The organism is Niabella drilacis (assembly GCF_900101395.1).
Classification (GTDB): domain Bacteria; phylum Bacteroidota; class Bacteroidia; order Chitinophagales; family Chitinophagaceae; genus Niabella; species Niabella drilacis.
Map to the genome: position 1 here is coordinate 23,640 of NZ_FMZO01000029.1, position 20,973 is coordinate 44,612.

The 20,973-nt window shown below is 49.6% G+C and carries 8 protein-coding genes; 6 read left to right on the forward strand and 2 right to left on the reverse strand.

The window, feature by feature from the left end; genetic code table 11:
- Positions 1 to 205 precede the first annotated feature (205 nt).
- Positions 206 to 8,896 carry a GH36-type glycosyl hydrolase domain-containing protein gene (locus tag BLS44_RS25155; protein WP_176954554.1) on the reverse strand — a complete coding sequence of 2,897 codons (8,691 nt, stop codon included), beginning with the start codon at positions 8,894 to 8,896 and terminating at the stop codon, positions 206 to 208.
- Between the two features lie 354 nt (positions 8,897 to 9,250).
- Here BLS44_RS25155 and BLS44_RS25160 point away from each other — a divergent pair, with 354 nt between their 5' ends.
- The gene (locus tag BLS44_RS25160; protein WP_090393527.1) at positions 9,251 to 9,568 is read left to right on the forward strand and encodes a hypothetical protein; all 318 of its coding nucleotides are present in this window, start codon (positions 9,251 to 9,253) and stop codon (positions 9,566 to 9,568) included.
- Here BLS44_RS25160 and BLS44_RS25165 read toward each other — a convergent pair.
- Positions 9,565 to 10,803 carry a trans-sulfuration enzyme family protein gene (locus tag BLS44_RS25165; protein ID WP_090393528.1) on the reverse strand — a complete coding sequence of 413 codons (1,239 nt, stop codon included), beginning with the start codon at positions 10,801 to 10,803 and terminating at the stop codon, positions 9,565 to 9,567. The two genes, BLS44_RS25160 and BLS44_RS25165, sit on opposite strands and share 4 nt — an antisense overlap.
- Before the next feature lie 134 nt (positions 10,804 to 10,937).
- Here BLS44_RS25165 and BLS44_RS25170 point away from each other — a divergent pair, with 134 nt between their 5' ends.
- The 5 genes from BLS44_RS25170 to BLS44_RS25190 all read left to right on the forward strand — a co-directional run bounded on the left by BLS44_RS25170 (position 10,938) and on the right by BLS44_RS25190 (position 20,786).
- Positions 10,938 to 12,338 (forward strand): M60 family metallopeptidase, encoded by a 1,401-nt coding sequence (locus BLS44_RS25170; RefSeq protein ID WP_090393529.1) that lies wholly within the window; start codon positions 10,938 to 10,940, stop codon positions 12,336 to 12,338.
- A 363-nt stretch (positions 12,339 to 12,701) separates the two neighbouring features.
- Entirely contained in the window at positions 12,702 to 15,812 is a 3,111-nt protein-coding gene (locus BLS44_RS25175) for a SusC/RagA family TonB-linked outer membrane protein (RefSeq protein WP_090393530.1), read from the forward strand.
- A gap of 10 nt (positions 15,813 to 15,822) precedes the next feature.
- On the forward strand, positions 15,823 to 17,781 hold the full coding sequence (locus tag BLS44_RS25180; protein ID WP_090393535.1) for a RagB/SusD family nutrient uptake outer membrane protein: 1,959 nt from the start codon (positions 15,823 to 15,825) through the stop codon (positions 17,779 to 17,781).
- 32 nt (positions 17,782 to 17,813) lie between these two features.
- The gene (locus BLS44_RS25185; protein ID WP_245729434.1) at positions 17,814 to 19,085 is read left to right on the forward strand and encodes a DUF4959 domain-containing protein; all 1,272 of its coding nucleotides are present in this window, start codon (positions 17,814 to 17,816) and stop codon (positions 19,083 to 19,085) included.
- A 24-nt stretch (positions 19,086 to 19,109) separates the two neighbouring features.
- Positions 19,110 to 20,786 carry a DUF4998 domain-containing protein gene (locus tag BLS44_RS25190; protein WP_245729436.1) on the forward strand — a complete coding sequence of 559 codons (1,677 nt, stop codon included), beginning with the start codon at positions 19,110 to 19,112 and terminating at the stop codon, positions 20,784 to 20,786.
- The last annotated feature ends 187 nt before the right edge of the window (positions 20,787 to 20,973 follow it).

Consider the following 20,973-nt stretch of genomic DNA (forward strand, 5'->3'; position numbering starts at 1 on the left):
TGTATATGGGGCGAAAATACTTCATTCGTGGTTATTTTACCGCGGGGGCTGCAATGATTCAGGGCAAATGCGTCTAAATCGGATGAAAAGAAAGAACCCGGCTGATCAGAACGATCTGTTTGCGGTAAACACAACGCTCCCCGGGAGCTGATCAACGCTGAGATCCGGTGCGTTCTTCCTGTGCAATGATGGTAAAGCGCAGACGTTATAACGTTACTTCTATATAGTGCTCATTGCCGTCATCCTTTAATGCAATAAACGGTTCATTTGAAGTTTGCCCGTTTTCGCTGAACCGGACACGGCCCTCTTTTTTTTCATTCTTAAACTGTAAATGATAGAGCGTATTGCCGAACCGGTACCGGATCTGGTAGCCTTCCCACTCATCCGGGATGCAGGGTGTCAGGTACAGGCGGTCTCCCTGCCGGTTGATGCCGAGGATGGAACCAATGGCCAGCTGGTAGGTCCAGCCGGCAGAGCCGGTGTACCAGGTCCACCCGCCGCGGCCTTCATGGGGCGGAGCCCCGTAAACATCTGCCGCCATCACATAAGGCTCTACTTTGTATTTTTCAACATCCTGTGCGCTGCGGGTATGATTAACGGGGTTTACCATGGAGAACAATTCCCATACCCGCTCTTTGTCTTTGAGGGCAGCAAAAGCCATGATCGTCCAGATGGCCGCATGGGTATATTGCCCGCCATTTTCACGCACCCCGGGCACATATCCTTTGATGTAACCGGGGTAAAGATCCGATTTGTCGAAAGGAGGAGTGAGTAGTTTGATGATCTTATTCTTTCGGTCGATCAGCTGTTCATTCAGCGCTTTCATACCCTGCAGGCTCCGTTCCGGAGCTCCCCCGCCCGAAAGCAATGACCAGCTTTGGGAAATGGAATCGATCTTACATTCCTCATTGGTGGCGGAGCCAAGCGGGGTGCCGTCGTCAAAATAGGCCCGGCGATACCATGCGCCATCCCAGGCATTTTCATGAATATGCGTTTTTAAATTTTCGGCTTCCGTGTTGCAAAGGATTGTAAAGTCGGTATCGCCATAGTTTTCTGCGATGGCCGCAAAATGCGTAAGCACATCATACAGGAAAAAGGCCAGCCATACACTTTCGCCTTTCCCATGCTCACCCACTTTATCCATGCCGTCATTCCAGTCGCCGGAGCCGATCAGCGGCAACCCATGCTGCCCGAATTTTAATCCATAGCGGATGGCATGCTTACAGTGATTGTAGAGTGTTTCCCAGTGATTGAGGAACACCGGCAGGTCGTAGTAGGACTCTTCATCAGGCTGTAGCGGACGTCCATCGATAAACGAAACGTATTCATTCAAAACGGCAGCATCGCCCGTGGTGGTAATATACCGGGAGGCAACATAGGGTAGCCAGAGGTAATCATCCGAGCAGGTGGTACGTACCCCGCGGCCGGTGGGGGGATGCCACCAGTGCTGTACATCGCCTTCTTTAAATTGCCTGGAGGCGGCCAGCAACAGCTGTTCCCTTGTGATCTCCGGGGTGGTATGCATCAGGGCCAGCACATCCTGCAGCTGATCCCGGAAACCGAAGGCGCCGCCCGACTGGTAAAAGCCGCTGCGGCCCCAAATACGGCAGGCCAGCGTCTGGTACAACCACCAGCCATTGGTCATAATATTCATGGCATCATCCGGGGTGCTTACCACAACGGCGCTTAAAATATGGTTCCACTGATCGTGCACTTTCAGGCGGGCCTCATGGGCATAGGCTTTCCCCTTTATTCTGGCTACCAGTTCCTGCGTTTCCTGTTCGTTCTTGCCCGCACCCAGTCTGAATACCAGCTCCTTTTCTTCTTCCGGCGCCAGGTGTACGGGTACCTGCAATGCGGTACAGGGATCGATGCCGGCACCAGCCCTTCCGGACAGGTGCTTTCTTGACAGGGCCTCGGGGTTACGGAGACTGCCGTTCCTCCCGATAAACTCGGTACGGTCGCAGGTGAATGTTTTTTCTGCGGTATCCGTATCAAAAAAAGCGATCTTTTCTGCGAAGGCAGTATTGTAGCGGTTCCTGGCGAAAAGCACATTTGTTTGCGGATCCTTATCGACTACAACAAACATTTTGTTTTTATGTACCATATCGCCCAGTACCCACTCCACGTAGCCGGTTACGGACAGCCGGCGGTCCTGTGCTGTAAGATTGCGCAGTTTCAGTACTACATATTTTACGGGCAGGTCTTTATCCACATAGACCCACAGTTCGGAGAAGACGCCCTGATGGATATGCTCATAAACAGAATAGCCGAAACCGTGCCGGGTAATATAGGCATTTTTGCCGGCAGCCGGCAGCGGCGTGGGCGACCAGTAGCTTCCGGTTTCTTCGTCCCGGATATACCAGGCTTCACTGCACCTGTCGGATACCGGGTCGTTTTGCCAGGGTGTGAGCCGGAAGGCCTGGGCATTATCGACCCAGGTATAAGCAGACCCGCTTTCAGAAAGCATGGATCCTATCTCTTTATTGGCAATGATATTGCACCAGGGGACAGGTGATTTCTTTTGCTGACCGGAGATCTGAATATACTCTTTTCCGTCTTCGGTAAATCCGCCGGTGCCATTGTTAAACCGGAGATGATCCGGTAAAGTAAGGCTTTGCTCCGGCAATGTTTTGATGCTGGAGGGTTGTACCGGAAGCGGCTCCGGAAGCCCTTTTGGTGTTCGCTTTTTTAGGACCTGTTCCGCCAGGGTACCTTTATCGTCGTCAAAGATAACACGGGCAACGGTCTGGAACAGGATGCGGTCCTCATTGGAGATCTGGTCTCCGGCTCTTACAAAGATGCCCCCCGGCTGATCCAGTACACCACCACTGGTTGCGGTAATAAAGCCGATCACCTGGTCGTGGAACACCTGCCGGTAAGACCCGAAATCATCATTCCAGATAACGAGGTCTACCCGCAGTGCTTTTAGCGACCAGTAGGAATGCGCCTTGATGAGTTGTTTAACCAGGTCTATATTATTGCTGTCCTTTACCCGCACCAATACAATGGGCAGGTCCCCGGAAATGGCATAACTCCACAGGCCCGACTGTCCCTTTAAATTGCTTTCGATAACCGATGGTGTGGCCCTGAAGCTGTTGTTGGCATAGATAATGGAACCCGCAATAGCGTTAAAGAGCTGGGCCTCTACCTCCGTTGCATTGATCTGGCGCAAAAGGACCTGGCTATGGGTCCAGGCCAGTTCAAATACCCGGTTTTTAATGTAACGGTCCCGGTATTTGATGAGCAATGCCCTGCATATTGTTTCTGATTCCCCAATCCCTACTACGAGATCAACTGTTACGGTTTGCCGGGCCTTGAGGATGATCCGGTGCCGGATGGCCATTACGGGGTCCAGCACAGAACCCTGTGTTCCGGAAAGCGGTTCCTGCTGCAGCAGCGCAGCCGGAGTTGCAATGGACTGGCCGCGGCCGATGAACCGCATCCGGTCCGTTTCGTAAGAGACCGATTCACTGGAGGCACCATGCAGCATCAGGGTATGAAACATCCAGGGTGGGTTTTCCTGGCGGGCCCTGGGTCGCCGGGAACAAAGGATGGCATCTGCTTCCGTATCTATTTCCGTTTGTACAAATAAGTTACTGAAAGCCGGGTGCGCTTCGTCTGCCGCCTGGTCGGTAAGAACGACTTCGCCAAAGCTGGTCACTTCGATGGTTTTTGATGTAGCGGACCGGTTGGTGATCCGGATGCGGCGGATCTCCACATCATCCTCCGGGGAAATGACCATATCTGTTTTGGTTTCAAACCCATCATCTACCCGGCGGAAGACCACGTGTCCCTGTGAGAAGACGGTTTCGTAAGATTTGCTTTTTCTTAAAGTGGGCTGGTAGGTATTGGACCAGAAATGACCGGTACCAAGGTCTTTAATATAACAGAATATGCCCCAGTTATCCCTTGTTGTATCCTCCCGCCAGCGGTTGAGCGCCACACCTTTCCAGCGGCTGTAGCCTCCTCCGCTGTTGGTGATAGCCAGGGAATAACGGCCGTTAGAGAGCAGTTGTATCTCGGGGATGGGTGTATTGGGTGTGTTGAGTACCCGCATGTGCGACTCATGGGAGATGGTTTGCCGGGCGCTTTCATCCTCTGTATGGGAATAAAAATTGGTGGAGCGCGGCGCTTTTTCCTGGAGCAGGAGGAGGGCCGACTGAAATTGCGGATCCCGTGTAAACCGGTCGTGCATTTTGCGGTTCTGCAACAGGTAGGCCAGGGAAAGAAAACTCATCCCCTGGTGGTGCACCATAAAGGATTTAATAACGGCAAAAGATTGTCCTCTTGGCATACGGGAGGGGGTGTAATCGATGGCTTCATAAAAGCCATAGCGGCCCTCAAAACCTTTTGACGACAGGGTTTTGAGATTTTCCAGCGCTTCTGCGGGAGCCACCATCAGGGCCATCATCGTGGCATAGGGAGCAATAACAAGGTCGTTGGCGAGGCCTCTTTTTAAGCCGAGGCCCGGTATACCAAAAGACTGGTACTGATAATGCAGGCTGGTATCAACCAGGTTGTAGCCCGATTCCGAGATTCCCCAGGGCACATTGTTCTTGTTGCCGTAATAGATCTGGTTCCTTACAGCTCCTTTCGTACTGCGTTCCAGTAAGGTGTTTTCGTAAACGGGCATCAGCAGTTGCGGCATCAGGTATTCAAACATTGATCCGCTCCAGGAAAGCAGCACAGGGCTATTGCCCAGGTTGGTTACCAGGCGGCCCAGTGTAAACCATGCTGCCTGGGGGATCTTGCCCTGGGCAATGGCCGTATAAATGCCGATGCGCGCTTCTGAAGCCAGCATATCATAATAGCTCTTGTCAGCAGCATCCTCGCTTACGTTGTAGCCGATATGAAAAAGGTTTTGCTTCTTATTATAAAGGAAGTCATAATCTGCTGCGGCAAAGTCCGCACAGCGGTGTTTCATTTTTTCAATACCTGCTAAAAAGCCGGTGGCTGCGGATGCGCCTGTTTCCAGGCTTTTTAATAGATGAAGCAGTAATTCTTTTTCATCATTATGGCTGGTTGCTGCCAGATATTCGTTTATATGTACGGGCAGTACACGCTGCAGCTCCAGTATGTTATTAAGCGAGGGGATCTCCTGGAGGATCTGGAGCCGGCTGAACCGGTCCGGTACCGGAAGATAGGCTGCCCAGGGGCAAAAAGTGCGGGTACAGGTAACCAGGTCTGCCAGCTGGAGCTCCAACCGTCCGGCCCAGTTTAGCGCTTCCGCGTTTCCGGCGATCGCCGGGTTGTTTTTAAAGGCTGCAGTTTGTTCCTGGAGTGTGTTCAGCCGGAATAAAAGCTCCTGCAGCGTATGCGGATAAGCGGCCTTAAGCCCGTTTATGGTTTTATCGAGTAAGCCCGCCTGCTCCGGCAGCGCCTTTTTATCGATGAGGCCTTTGAGTACGGAAAAAGTATCCAGCAGCCCGTTTGCATGCTGCTCCTTAAATAGTTTTTCCTGCCGGATCTCGTCAAGTCCCTCCCGCAGCAGGATCATGCCGGCAATAAAGTTGCCGCTGTCAACAGTAGAAACATATTTAGGATGCAGAGGTACCAGCGATACAGTATCATACCAGTTATAGAAATGTCCCTTGTAGCGCTCCAGTGCCGCCAGTGTTTCAAAGGTGTTATGTGTCTGCTCCGCCAGCTTGTTAACAGAAAGATAGCCAAAATCGTAGGCCGCAAGATTAGAGAGCAGTGCAAGGCCGATATTGGTTGGCGAAGTGCGGTGGGCCAGCGATTCCACCGGGTGCTCCTGGTAATTGTCCGGAGCCAGCCAGTTGTCCTCCTGGGTAACAAAGTCTTCAAAATAAGCCCAGGTTTTGCGGGCGTAGCAATGAAGTAAATCTATGTTCTTTGAAGAGAGGGCAATGATTTTTTGATAAGAAGGACTACTGATCCGCCAGGCTACAGCAGGTGCCAGCACCCATGCCGCCAGCAGGGGGGCTGCCAGCCAAAGAGCAGCGGGGTTGAGTACCGCCAGCAACATTATAATGCCGGCGGGAAGGACCACCGATGCCCACATGTAGCGATATGCCTGGATGAGGTTTTTTTGTTTGCCATTGGATGCGCCGGAGGGGGTCCATTGCAGCAGCCGGCGATGGGAGATGAGCATACGCCAGTTGGCACGGAAGATCGCGTCAAGGTTTTTAGCAGCTTCAAAGGGAAGACAGATGATCCCGAACAGGATATGTGTAAGACCGGAAAAGATATGGTCTTTTGTTTCAGAAAAATGCGCGCGCCAGTGCATACTTTCCGGTTTATGGAACAGTTGCCAGATAGTGGTTGCCATCAGTGGCAGCAACCAGGCTATCAGCAATAACAGGGTCCACAGCCGGGCATCGGGCAGCAGGGCCCAGCCCAGGACCAGAAAGGCAATCGCCGCCGGCGCCACCAGGCTTCTGCGGATATTGTCCCATATTTTCCAGCGGGAGAGGCTGGATATAAAATTTTTACGTACCTTATTTTCCCTGCCGGGTACAAAGGGGGTGCCCCAGCTGGCAATCTGCCAGTCGCCCCGTATCCACCGATGGCGGCGGCTTACATCGGCCCAGTAGGTTTCCGGGTATTCTTCAAACAGCTCAACGTCTGTCAGTAAACCTGAACGTACATAGGATCCTTCCAGCAGGTCGTGACTTAAGATGCGGTTGGGAGGAAAAGTATCGCCCAGCACTTTTTCAAATACATCAATATCATAGATGCCTTTGCCAACAAAGGAACCTTCGGAAAACAGGTCCTGGTACACATCGGAAACCAGCCGCGTGTAGGGATCCAGGCCGGAGTCGCTGCTATGCATCCTTGCATAATAGCTACTGTCAGAACCGGGGATGCTTACCGAAGTTCGTGGCTGTAAAATACCATACCCATCTATTACGCGGGTTTTATGGGTATTCAGCACCGGTTTATTTAACGGGTGTGCCATGGTAGCCACGAGTTTCCAGGCTGCCTCACGCGGAAGCTGGGTATCGGCATCGAGGGTGATCACGTACCGGACCTGCTTCAGCCCGGTGGTGTTGCCGGCGATCTTCATAAAATCATAGTGCCCCGTATTTCTTAAAAAACTATTCAGCTCAGCCAGTTTTCCGCGTTTACGTTCCTGCCCCATCCATACTCTTTCACAGGTATTCCATTTGCGGGGCCGGTGAAACAGGAAAAACCGGCTCCTGCCGGCACTTTCTTTAACATACCGGTGGTTCAGTGCTTCTATGCGTTTGACGGCGTAGGTCAGCAATGCATCATCTTCCGGCATTTTTTCTTCCGGGGCATCCGTAAAGTCGGTCAGTAAGGCAAAATACAGATACTCCTCGGGGTTGGAAAGATAGCGGACTTCCAGTGCATCGGCCAGTTCTTCAATAGCCTTTTCGCTGGAAAGCATGCTGGGCACCGCTACCAGGGTACATTCCGATTCAGGGATCCCCTCTGAGTAATCCATTTTGGGCAGGGGGCGGGGTTTGATGATCAACGTTGCGATCCAGTTTGTAAGGATAATGATGGCCTGGCTCAACGCAACAAAGCATACCAGGCTAAAGGCTATGGCCTGGTAAATGCCGGGAACCCGCTGGTATACATAAAAGCCGGCCCACACACTGAGCAGGAGGGTAAGCAGCAATGCAGACCCTGCATAGGACAGGAGCCTGTTGTACCTGAGCAGGTTTTTAAAGCGGTGCCTGACCGTTATCCGCATGCCCGATTTTTTGATCAGCACGTGCTGCCCTTTCTCGTCAACAAGAAAATATCCGACATGGTGCTGCCGGACAGGTTCGTTGTTGCGGGCGCTTTCTTTTGTCAGGTCAATGGCCATTTGAGCAACCTGGAACTCCTGCAGGGTACTGTTTTTACCCACCCATTCCACAACATGCCGGTAGCGGTCGCGGGTTATAAAGTCCATCTGGCTGTAAATACCACTTGCATCAGTGCTCAGGATCTTTTCAACAATGCTGACCTCTTCTACAAAACTGCGCCAATCCGTGCTGCGGATCAGCCGGATACTTTCTATGGAATTGCGGATAGATACCTGGTCGGTTGCCTGTTTCTGGTTTTCAATGTTGACGAGTTCAACAGAAGAGCTCCCGGTTTCTGCCAGCCGTTCTTCCAGCCAGGTAAGCGGCAGGGATAATCCCTGGCCCCGGCCCTGCAGCCGCCGGATGAACTCTGCAACAAAAGCACTGTCGAGCCTCAGTCTGGACCGGGCCATATCCGCTATAATGATGATGATATCGCGCGGTTTCTTTTGGGCGGATTCGATTAATTGCTCCGACCAGTAAACCGCAACATTTTTATCCAGGCGGTCGAGGGCAACACGCGAGGCGATGCGGCGGATATTTTCAATAATGGCCAGGCGCAACATAATGGGTATGGCCCAAAGCTCCCCCAGGGTCAGCTGGGTCACGGTCTGGTAGGACTCAATGAACGCGGTGAGGGTGGCAATGCTGATGTGTCCGTCGCTGTGGGCGATGAGCTCCAGTGCGATATCATACACCCGGGGAAAACCGGCCGACCTTCCTTTTGCGAGGATCGGGAGGGTTTCGCTGTACCCTTTGGGTAAATGGGTTCTTCCGAGCGCTATTTGTTCTTTAACCAGGTAATAGTTGTCGAGGAACCATTCGCTGGCAGGGGCGATCGGCTGCTTGGAATTTGCAGAATCATTGAGCAGGTCATATACTTTTGCAATGACGGTTTCATTGTCGTCCAGCCGGGGTAATACCTTATCCGGAGGATGACCCCCGGTTACCACATGTGCGTGCGCTACCTGTGCTCCATGCAGCTGCATTTGGTCATGACTGAACAATTCTAACCGGAACGGTTCTTCTTTCTGAAATTCAGGCGTGGCATCTCCTGTAAAGAGTTCGCGCATGCGCACTACGAAATCATCAACGGGTTTTGAAATTTTCATAGTATTGCCAGATAAAAAAAGTTACAGACCCCGATGGGGAGTGTAAAGTTAATTTTTATTCCACAGAAGCCGGGCAAAACACAGGGAGCCCCACGCAATAACAGCGGCGGGCGGTTTACGGCCTGTTGAAAAAATATCTGTGTATAACAACCAAGAAGCGTGCCATGCGGTGTGAGTCCCTGTTGTTTATTTATACTGTTTTTTTTTAATGTAGCGGGTGGAACTCCTGTAAAGATAAAAGCGCTGCAGCGAAAAGTGACTGGCAGCGCCTTTAAGAAATGTTTGTTCCGGCCGTTATACCGGCGTCGATCCCTTTCTGCCGGAAAATGATTATTTTACCGGTGAATTACTTTTATGGAGCGTTTTTTACAAACCATTATTTTACTGGGCGTGGTTCAGGGGTTTATTGTAAGCAGCCTTTTATTCTTTTCCCGTTGTTTGCGTGTACCCAGCCGCATACTGGCCGTGCTGATTTTTTTACTGACGCTTGCAAGTTTGTGCTTATATGGATCCTATATCGACTGGTTTGGTTCAAAATGGCTGAATTTCCTGTCAAACCTTGTACCGATGATCGTGGTAATGCCCGTAGGCCCCTTGCTGTATTTTTATACCCGTTCATTCCTGGAGCCTGGGCATTTACTTGTTTTGCGTCCGGGGTTCGTGTCAGATTAAGCAGGTAACCCGGCAAGCGCCTGTTGCAGGTCGGCTAGAATATCATCCGCGGCTTCAATGCCCACGCTCATCCGGATCAGTCCGTCGGTAATGCCCGCTTTTAACCGTTCTTCGGGTTTCATGATGGCATGTGACATTGATGCCGGGTGTGAGATTAATGTATCCACCGTACCCAGGGATACGGCCCGGGTGCACATCTGCAGGCGGTTGATGAACTGTTTGCCGGCAGCGATGCCTCCCTTTAATTCAAAGCTGAGCACAGCGCCGGGGTGCCGCATCTGGCGGGTGCTTAGTGCATAGTCAGGGTGTGTTTTCAGCCCGTTATAGTTCACTTTAGCTACAGAAGGGTGTGCATCCAGCCAGGTGGCAACGCGTTCCGCATTGGCACTGTGCTGGCGCATTCGCAGGGGGAGGGTCTTAATACCATTGATGAGCAAAAACGCGTCAAAGGGATTGGCGTTGGCGCCCAGCAGTTTGAAGGTTTTTGTGGCAGTAGTCTTCATAAATTCGATGTCTTTTCCAACGAGCGCACCTCCAATGGCCGTGCCATGACCATTTAAGAATTTAGTGGTTGAGTGGTATACGAAGTCCACTCCAAATGCAAAAGGCTGCTGCAGGTAGGGGGTGGCAAAGGTATTATCAATACTCACTTTTATACCATAGGGAGCTGCCAGTTTACAGATTGCCTCAATGTCAGTGCAACCCATCAGCGGGTTGGTGGGCGATTCAATATGAATCAACCGGATCTGCGGGTGCTGTTGCAGGGCCGCATCTACGGCATCCAGGTCGGAAAGGTCGATAAAGCATGTATCAATGCCGGATTTAGACAGCAGGTATGCAAAAAACTCATGCGTGCCGCCATAGAGTGCCGTATTGGTCAGCACCATATCCCCGCTTTTCAGCAGCGAAAAACAAAGTGTGGAAAGAGCGCCCTGCCCGCTGGCATGAAGCAGTGTTTTTAATTGCAGCGGCTCGTTCCGTTCGTTTTTCAGTCCAAAGGCCTCCAGCGCGGCCACCAGTTTTTCGGCGGCAGTTGTAGTAGGATTGGCAAAGCGGGAGTAAATATACCCCGGCTCCGTGCCGGCAAAGCGGTTCATGCCCTGTTCGGCACTGTCAAATACAAAGGTAGATGTGGCATGAATGGGGATCGCATGGCTGCGCAGGCTGCCTTCATCCTGTACTCCGTGGATGGCCGCGGAGCAAAAATCTTCAAAATGTGGTTGGTCGGAACTCATCTTCTTATGTACTATTTTAAAACCGGGGCCGCTTTTCTGATCGGCTCCTTATATTTACCAGTACTGTGCAATCGGTTGTTCAATAGTTGAGCACAGTTCTTGCGGAATCATTATTCAAAAATCTGCAGGTCATTATGAGATTATCGGTATTTATGAAGCCCTGGTTGGTTGCCAGCCTTTTAATATTTATGGTCCTTGGCTGCCAAAAGGCAGCCCCGGTAAAAGCTGAAGAGCGTCCTGTTCCGGGCGGGGAGCCAGGCAATCCAAAAAATACGGATACTCCGGTGAAGGTAGCAAAAAATGCAATTGGCTCCGAAATACAGGAGTTTAATGAAAAAACAGATGCTTTTAAGGAATCGGTTGACCGGCTGCGGCAGGGCAATCCCTGGTCTGATTTTGAGCCTACCGGTTTTTACCTGCCGCCCAATACCGTATTAACATTAAAGGTTGAACAGCTTGCGGGGAGTGCACTTCCCAAACTGCTGATCGGCACGTACTCTTTTGATACGCTTCGCTGGGATCCTTTATCGGTGAAGCTTACAGCAGGAACCAATACCATTGCGGCTGATCCGCTGGGAGGCCTGCTGTGGGTCCGTTATACCACAACGGGTACCCCTGCGGCTAAAGTGCGGATCACGTTTCAGACCGGTGCGGTAAGGGCGCCGGTATTTATAAAAGATGAAACCGTTGACTGGCAGGCGCAGCTCAATACTTATACCGGGGCGCCGGCAGCCTTGCTGCTTAATAAAAATGTATACCTTGTTGTTAAAAGGAGCCGTGCGCTCAGTACCGGCAGCGATGCCGCTAATTTTATATTACAAACGATTGATAAAGGTGTTGATAAGGGCGAAAATTATATCAGCGGGCTGGACGGGTCTGCACCTGAACACCAGTTACCCACCCATAAGATCCTGATGACGGAGTCAAATAAACGCGGCCTGTGGGGAGCTGCGAGCTACTACCGTACATGGTTTGCGCCGGGCCTGATGGATGAGGCACTAACCGCTCAAAAGATCATCGCAAGCGGCTGGGGCGCCTGGCATGAGCTGGGACATATGCGTCAGCAGCAGGCATGGAAATGGTCGGTATTGGGGGAAGTAACCGTAAATATTTATACAATGGCAGCGGAGCGGGCGATCAATGGCGGCGGTGCAACGCGGCTAAAGGGCGCTCCCACAACGAATGCGATGAATTTTCTGGCGTTAACCGATCCCAACAAAGATTTCAACTCCAATACCCAGATGGCAGATGGTAATTTTACCCGGCTGTTTATGTTTCATCAATTATGGCTGGCGTTTGGCGATAACTTTTATATCAGGCTGCATCAGCAGACCCGGTCGGAAAGACCTGATTTGTCTGCGGATGCCGATAAAATGCGCTACTTTATGTTAAAGGCCTGTACGATTTCCGGCAGGAACTTAAGCCGGTTCTTCCGGAAATGGGGCTTCAGGGTTAGTGAATCTGTTTATACAGAAATTGCCGGCTTAGGTTTGCCGGAGCCGGAAACAGATCCCAGCACCCTGAAAGACAGCTGACGCGACCTTTTCTCATAAATAAACGATTGCAAAATATACAGGGCTATAACCGGCCCCGAGGAAGATTTAAAAAATGTTTTAGAATCTTACCTGTATTTTACGGATTGTAACACAAATGAATGCCTGTTATTGCAAATCAAACATCAGTCGGGCGTCAAAAAATCGATTTTTCAATATTTTTTTTGATTCTATTTAACAATGAGTTAACATTGCTGAATTATTTTTAATTTTTATTTAATTATTAAAAATATTTCATTTTGTTTCATTTTATTTTAGTTATTTGCAGCAACGATTGTTTGGCCTTGCCAATAAACTAAAAAGCAAACCAGAATATATAAAAATAAACTTAAACTAAACAGTCCAATGTTTCTAAAGAGATTACTAGGGGCTCTTTTGTTGCTCTTTTGTTTTGCAACAGGATTTGCGCAAACCAGGAGTATCACGGGAGTAGTTAAGAATGCAGATGATGGTACCGTTATAGCAGGGGCTACCATAACCAACCTGAAAACGAGTTTTCAAACAGCCTCCAACCAGAACGGCGAGTTTAAAATTGATGCTGCCTCCGGCGACTCTGTTTTGTTCTCCCATGTAGGAAGAAGAGATCAGACCGTCGTTGTTAGTGAAAAAAGCATCCTTGAGGTCGTAATGTATGCCGGCAAAAGCGAAATGGATGAGGTTACCGTGGTAGCCTTTGGTAAGCAGAAGAAAACCAGCGTGGTGGGTGCTGTTACCACGGTGAGTGTAGAGGATCTCCGGATCCCCTCTTCCAATTTTACCAGCTCTTTTGCGGGCCGTATCCCGGGGATGATCTCCTTTTCTCCTTCGGGCGAGCCGGGTGCAGATAATGCCCAGTTCTTTATCCGGGGGGTAACCACCTTCGGGTACCAGGCATCACCGCTCATTTTGATTGATGGATTTGAATCCTCCACGGATGTATTAGCCCGTCTTCAGCCGGATGATATTGAGTCCTTTTCTATTTTAAAAGATGCTTCGGCTACGGTACTGTATGGTGCCCGGGGGGCCAATGGTATCATCATGGTCAATACAAAATCGGGAAAAGAAGGGCCGGTACGGCTGAGTGCCCGTTTTGACCTGAATGTGAGCGCTTCCTCAAGAATTCCAAAAATGCTGGATGGGGTGTCCTATATGAAGCTTTATAATGAAGCCCGTATATCCAGGGATCCTATCCTGGGGGCGTATTATTCCGAGCAAAAAATTCAATCAACCGCCAGCGGAGAGAATCCCATGATCTTCCCCAATATCGACTGGTACAACACCTTATTTAATCAAACAACGCAAAATAAAAAGCTCAACTTAAATATCAACGGCGGCGGACAGGTGGCTACTTATTATGTTGCGCTTGGTATTGATAAGGAATCCGGGTTACTGAAGGTGGACAAAAGGAACAACTTTAATAATAATATCGACATCAACCGGTTTTACATCCGCTCCAATGTGATCTTTAAGCTGACGCCTACTACCAAGCTGGATACAAGGATCCAGGGACGTTTTGAGCGGTATAACGGTCCTTTTGTTTCTGCTACCGATGTATATAATATGGTAATGAACACCAACCCGGTAGATTTTCCGGCCACCTATGAGCCGGATGAAAAGCATTCAAGCGCGGATTATACCCTGTTTGGAAACACCTATCTGGGTGGAGGGCTGAAACGCAATCCTTATGCGGAAATGGTGCGGGGGTATGAAGGACGCAACGAGAGTGATATCACTACCAATGCTACGCTTTACCAGGACCTGAAATTTATTACCCGGGGCTTAAAACTGGAGGCCCGCGCTTCCGTGGATACCTGGAGCAAATACTCCGGCCGCCGCAGCTATAATCCGTATTATTTTGACCTCGAAAGCTATAACCAGGTTACGGGTGAGTACAAACTGTTTGACCTGAACCCCAACGATGGCAGCCCCTATTTGGGGAACGTACTCCCCGGGAGGGATGCCAACGGGCACTATTACTTCCAGGTAATGCTGAATTATGACCGGACTTTTGGCCGGCACAATATCGGGTTAATGACGGTGGGTATGTCGGATGAAAAGCTGCTTACCGCGGGTAACAGTAATTCAATTTACGAAACGCTCCCCGAGCGGAACCTGGGTAACTCCGGCCGGGCAACCTATAACTATGACAACCGCTACTTCTTTGAATTTACGTATGGTTATAACGGTTCCGAAAAATTCTCAAGCAATACCCGCTTTGGATTCTTCCCCTCCTTTGGTGGTGGCTACCTGGTTTCCAATGAAGATTTCTGGGAGCCTATAAAAGATGTGGTAAGCACACTGAAGTTCAGGGGTACCTGGGGACTGGTAGGTAACGATGCGATCGCTGGCCGCAGCGGCCGTTTCTTCTATTTATCGGATATAGAGCTGGGCGGTGGTGCCTACCGCTGGGGCAGTTCCTTTATGAATGCCTATCCCGGCTATACCATCAACCGCTATGCAAACCCTGATATTACCTGGGAACTTTCTAAAAAACTGAACCTGGGGATGGATCTGAACCTGTTCAAGGATGCGGTGAAATTCCAGATCGATTTTTACAGGGATATGAGATCCGGGATCTACATGCAGCGCCAGAACTTCCCATCTACGGCAGGGCTGGAAGCTTCTATCAGCGGAAACGTGGGAAAGGTTTCATCAAAAGGGTTTGAGGCGCATGTGGATTATTCCAAATCATTTCAGAATGGCCTGATGGTTCAGATCATGGGTAACTTTACCTATGCCACCAATAAACTGGTGGAAATTGATGAAAAAAATTATTCCGATGCCTACCTGAGACGCCTGGGAAGCAATATTAACCAGCAATGGGGCTTAGTGGCGGAGCGGCTTTTTGTAGATTCTGCAGAAATTGCCAACTCCCCCAAACAGGATTTTGGTCGCTATATGGCCGGGGATATTAAATATAAAGACGTAAATGGCGATGGAGTGATCAACGCCAACGACCGGGTGGCCATGGGCTATCCTACGGTTCCGGAGATCCAGTACGGTTTTGGCGCCTCCGCCTCTTTTAAGAATTTTGACCTGAACTTTTTCTTCCAGGGTAACTCCCGCGTTTCTTTCTTTATTAACGCTGGCGCAGGGGATGGAGGCATTGCTCCGTTTGCCAGCAGAAGAAATGCCTTAGCCCTTATTGCCGATGATCACTGGAGCGAAACCAACCCCAATATTCATGCTTTCTGGCCCCGCCTTTCCACGGATCCGATGGACAATAATACACAGCAATCGTCCTGGTGGCTGAGAGACGGCTCTTTTTTAAGATTAAAGAAGGTAGAAGTGGGGTATAGCCCTCCCGCATCCCTGCTGAAGCGGATTGGCATTTCGCCCGGTACCCGCACCTACATAAGTACGGAAAATGCGGCAGTATTTACTCCCTTTAAGCTCTGGGATCCGGAAATGGGACGTAATGGATTGGGTTACCCTCCTAACAGAAGATTTGCCTTTGGTATTCAAGTGATGTTCTAAAAAAATGATTATGAAATTGTATAAAATTATTCTATTTACTCTTTTGCTGACCGGGGGTGTTTCCTGCTCCAAATTCCTGGACGTGGTGCCGGATAATACCATGCGGCTTGAAAATATTTTCCAGAAAAAGGAAGACGCCTGGAACGCCCTGGCCAAGGTATACAGCTATATGCCTCCGGATGATAATACACACAACACCTCCTGGCTGTTGGGCGATGAATGGATCGGCCGCCTGGATTTAAATGACGTTACCGGCAACATTCATGGGATAAGGGTCATGCGGGGTTTACAGTCGAAATCATCTCCGCAGCTGGGCTACTGGTCGGGCAACAACGGTGCTACCCCGCTTTACCAGGGGATTCGTCAATGCGACGTGTTCTTACAGAATATTGACCGGGTAAGCGACATGACGGAGACAGAACGCAACGACTGGAAGGCGCAGGTGAAAATGATGAAAGCCTATTATGTTTTCCTGCTGATACGCTATTATGGCCCGGTAGTGCTGCCGACAAAAATGGCCACTCCCGAATCTTCCAAGGAAGAGCTTTTTATTCCCCGCTCCAAAGTAGAAGACTGTTTCAAATTTGTGCTGGACCTGATGGACGAAGCCATTCCCCAGCTAAAAGAGAGGGCCGGTGAGAACGATCTCGGGCAGATCGATAAGATGGTAGCACTGGCCATTAAGGCGAAAGTATTGTTTTTCAGGGCCAGTCCTTTTTACAATGGTAACCGGGAGTATTTCGGGGATTTCCTGGATAGCGATGGTAAACCGTTTTTCTCCATGGAATATGACCGGGAAAAATGGAAATTGGCCATTGATGCTATTAATGCCGCCATTGCATCTGCAGAAGGAAATGGCCATGGCCTTTATACTTATGAAAAGCAACCCTACCTCTATGATTCAGCGGCCTTCCGGTTGAATGGCGACAAAATGAAGACCCTGTATGATCTGCGGATGTTGATCTGTGATCCCTGGAACAAGGAAGTGGTATGGGGCTACTCCAACCTGAATTACTATGGCCAGGGCGAAATAGCACACTCCACCAATATCCGCCTGCCATTGGGTTATGGAGACGGCGTTACCAATTCGGCAACATTTTCATGGCAGTGGCTGGCCGCTACTTACCAGATGGCCGAACGCTACTATACAAAGAATGGTCTGCCCCTGGATGAGGACCGGACCTTTGATATGAACCTGAAGTATGAACAGTTAACAACACCCGGCGCGGCTGATGCAGAGTATAGACCGCTCATGGGATATATGCAGCCGGGTGCAGAAACGATCAACCTTTATATGAACCGGGAGCCGCGCTTCTACGCCAACCTGGGCATCACCGGCGGATTCTGGAGGGCGCATACGGTACGGATCAACACCAAAATGTTTGCGAACTCCGATGGTGGGTTTAACTCATCAATCAATGCCACAGACTATTTAACCACGGGGATCGGGGTACAAAAAATGGTACACCCGGAGTCCATGTCGGGTGCCTGGCAGCGGACGATCAAATTCCCTTACCCGCTTATCCGGATGGCAGACCTCTATTTGATGAGGGCAGAAGCACTCAATGAATATTCCGGGCCAAGCAGCGAAGTATATAACGAGATCAATAAAATACGCCGCCGTGCCGGGATACCGGATGTGGAAGCTGTTTGGGCCGACCCTAGTCTTACACGTGACCCCGGTAAACATTTAACAAAAGAGGGGCTCCGGGATATTATCCTTTATGAGCGCTCTGTAGAGCTGGCTTTTGAAGGGCAGCACTACTGGGATATGATCCGGCATAAACGTGCACCGGCGGCCTTCTCCGCACCAGTTTGGGGATGGACGGTTACAGGAGCAGACGCTAAAACGTTCTTTAACCTGGAAGTAAAACAACAGCGGAAATTTACGATCACGGATTGCCTGTGGCCTATTGATCTGAATGAGATGAATACAAACGGCAAACTGATTCAGAACCCGGGATGGTAATTACAATATTGAAAATGAAATATAAAGTTATTATGGAAAAAAGAATACTTGCCTTCCAGTTGTTTCTTTGCGTACTGGTAGTCATGGGATGTTCTAAAACAGAAGGTTTTAAGACCCAGGGCAACGACAAAACGCCCCCCGGCGCCGTTACATTGAAAAAATATACGCCTTTATATGGCGGCGCCCGCTTTTTTTACACCATACCTACTGATGAGGACCTGGTTGGAGTAGAAGCGGAGTATACCAATAAAAACAACGAGGTCTTTAAGTTTATGTCTTCCTATTTCCAGGATTCACTGGATGTTTATGGCTTTGCCAGTATTGATCCGCAAAAGGTAAAACTCTATGCAGTAGACAGGTCCGGAAACCGGTCGCAGCCTGTGGAAGTAGATGTGGTATCCCTGGAGCCGGCTTATTCGAGGGTGGCTAACTCCATGACGGCTAGAGCCGGATTCAGCTCTTTCTTTGTGGATTGGAAAAATGAGCTGAAGCAGAACATTAATGTTTATGTGGATTATGAGTTTAAGCAAAATGGCGCCGATCGAAAATTGACAACAGTTTTCTCATCTAATCTTGAGCAGGATCGCCGGTTTGTCAACGACCTGGTCCTGGGTGCAGACGGTAAAGTGAAAGTAAAAGTAAGGGTAGAAGATAAATATGGCAATATGACCACCCCCATCGATAAAGGCGAATTGACCCTGCTGGAAGATGTGGTGATCCCGAAGCTGGCCTGGAAATTGCCGAATGCCAATGATACCATTGGTGGGGTTCCCATGGTTTTTGGTGACGGTTTGGAGGGCAGGACCGCCAAGGTTATTGACGGGATCATCGACCGGGGCGATAACCTGAATTTTATGCATACACAAAGCCGTGGACGTACCGGTAAGGCGGTTGATGGAAATATGCCCTGGAACCTGATGATCGACCTGGGCGACTATTATGAGATCAGCCGGATCGTAACCGTGCAGCGGCACTCCGGGGGATTGGCGAATATCATCCGCGGGCAATATTATAAGACAGAAAACGTAGGGATCTACCGGTTCTATACCTGGAACGATACTCAGAACAAATGGGATACGGTAATGCAAAAGAAAATTGATGTTCCCGTGGGCCTTACCGAACTGGAGTTTGTGAAAATGGGAGAAGCCGGTGATATGGCCTATATGTACCCGGATAACCCGCAATATACCAAGCCTACCCGTTGGATCCGGTACGAGGCCGTAATGGGGTTCACCAGCAACTACACCCTTGCGGATGCAAACTGCCTTTCTGAGGTAACACTTTATGGTAGAAAAAAGAATTGATCATTTGCCAAAAAAAGAGACTTTATGAGCAAAAAAAGATATATACACCTGCTGGTTTGTCTATCGGTAATAACCGTTACGATAGCCGCCTGCGGTAAAATGTATGATAACATTGACAAATATGCGGGAGAAGTGGTTTACCCGGGGAAATTTGATACGATCGTTGCCCGTATCGGTTACGAGCGGGTGGAGCTTGATCTGTCCAGGGCCGGAAGGATCCCGGCTTCCGGGATGAACCTCGGCAAGGCCAAGAAAACGGTTATAGAGTATGATAATGTAAAGATCGTTAAGGACTCTGTGGTGTCCTGGGTAAATGTTACAGATCTGAAACAATCAAAATTGTATCGTATTAAAGTGTATACGATCGATGAGTTTGAGAATAAATCGGTGCCCCAGGAAATAGGGGTGATTCCCTACACATCCAGTGATCTGGAACTGCTGCAGATGGCAGCGCCGAGGGTGCTGGCATCTCCTTCTACTGTTGCTCTTGACTGGCCAACAGGATTGTCCTCTATTTTGTCCAATTATTATGGCCTGAGTTATAGCTATAAGGATCGGTTCGGCGAGGTGAAGACCGGCGAGCGGAGGGACAAACCCAGGATCTTTATGGCCAATCTTGTTCAGGGAGAGGCGGCACAGATAGCGATCAAATATAAGGTCGTTCCCAAGGTAAACAATGTGCCCATCCTGGATACTGTTACCCTGGACCAAACCCTCCAGATCAATACGCCCACGCCCACCACAGTGTTTAAACCTGCAGAGGCCGATATTCTTAAAGCGAACGGTGTTACTGACTTCACTGCAAACGGAACAGCTTCTGTTCAAAAGCTTACCTTCCCCGTACATACCCTTACCTTACAGGATATTTTTTATTTTCCGAATGTAAAAGAGATTGATCTTACCGGGGGTACACTGTTCCAGATGAAAACGAATGCGTATAACAGGAACAGCGTTACCAAAACGATCGGAGGCGGAAGCCAGGTTAGTTTTGCACGGCGTGTGGGTGATATGCCCGAGGCAAACGTATTTTTCCTCCTGGATATGCTGGAGGCCGGCCAGCTAACCAAGGTGAAATATATCCCCGGTTCCCTGGGTATTGACGCTTTGCTGCAGCCTTATGTAGATAAAGGGATCGTGGAGCTGGTACCCCTGCCGAATGATGAGCTGATACCTTATGACCGCTTCTTTATTGATGGGCGGGTACAAACCGCTGCGTTTTACATGGATCCCAAGCCTGTAGCTTCCGAGTATCCCGCAGGTACGGATCTGCAAAATGTGTTTAAAGGAACGATCTTGGCCAAAGATGCTTCCATTGTAATGATGCTGCCGAAGGAGTATGAGTTTAATGTATCGCAGTATAAATACATCCGTTTTAAAGTGTACGGTCCGCCAAAGACGGATATATCCAATAACTATAAGGATTACCAGATCCTGTGGCCCCGGTTTATGAACTACTTATGGGCATTTGGTACAGAAAGTACTTTTGGACAGCAGGGATGGGATCTCGGGAAGTCCGATTATAAGCTGCCCGATGCCGCACTCCAGACCTGGTATGATGTAAGGCTGGATCTTTCCCAGGCGGTGGGCCGGCATAACCGGGTTTTGGTGCTCAATATCGGGGGCGAAACCTCTACAGCGTTTACGGCGCCGGCTCAGCCCATTGTGTTTTATTTTGCTAATTTCAGGTTCAGTAAGAATTAAAGAATACTGCTTTTTTACAGATTTTCTGCCGCAGCGTTTTGTCTGCGGCAGTTTTTTTATGGGGGGCTGTTTCATAATAAGCCGGCATCAAAATTATTTCTTTTCTCGGTCAGTGAGGACACTGACCGTGGCGTGGGCCGTGGTTTGTGTCCTCACAAACCACTAGTAATTACGCATTTTAATAAAA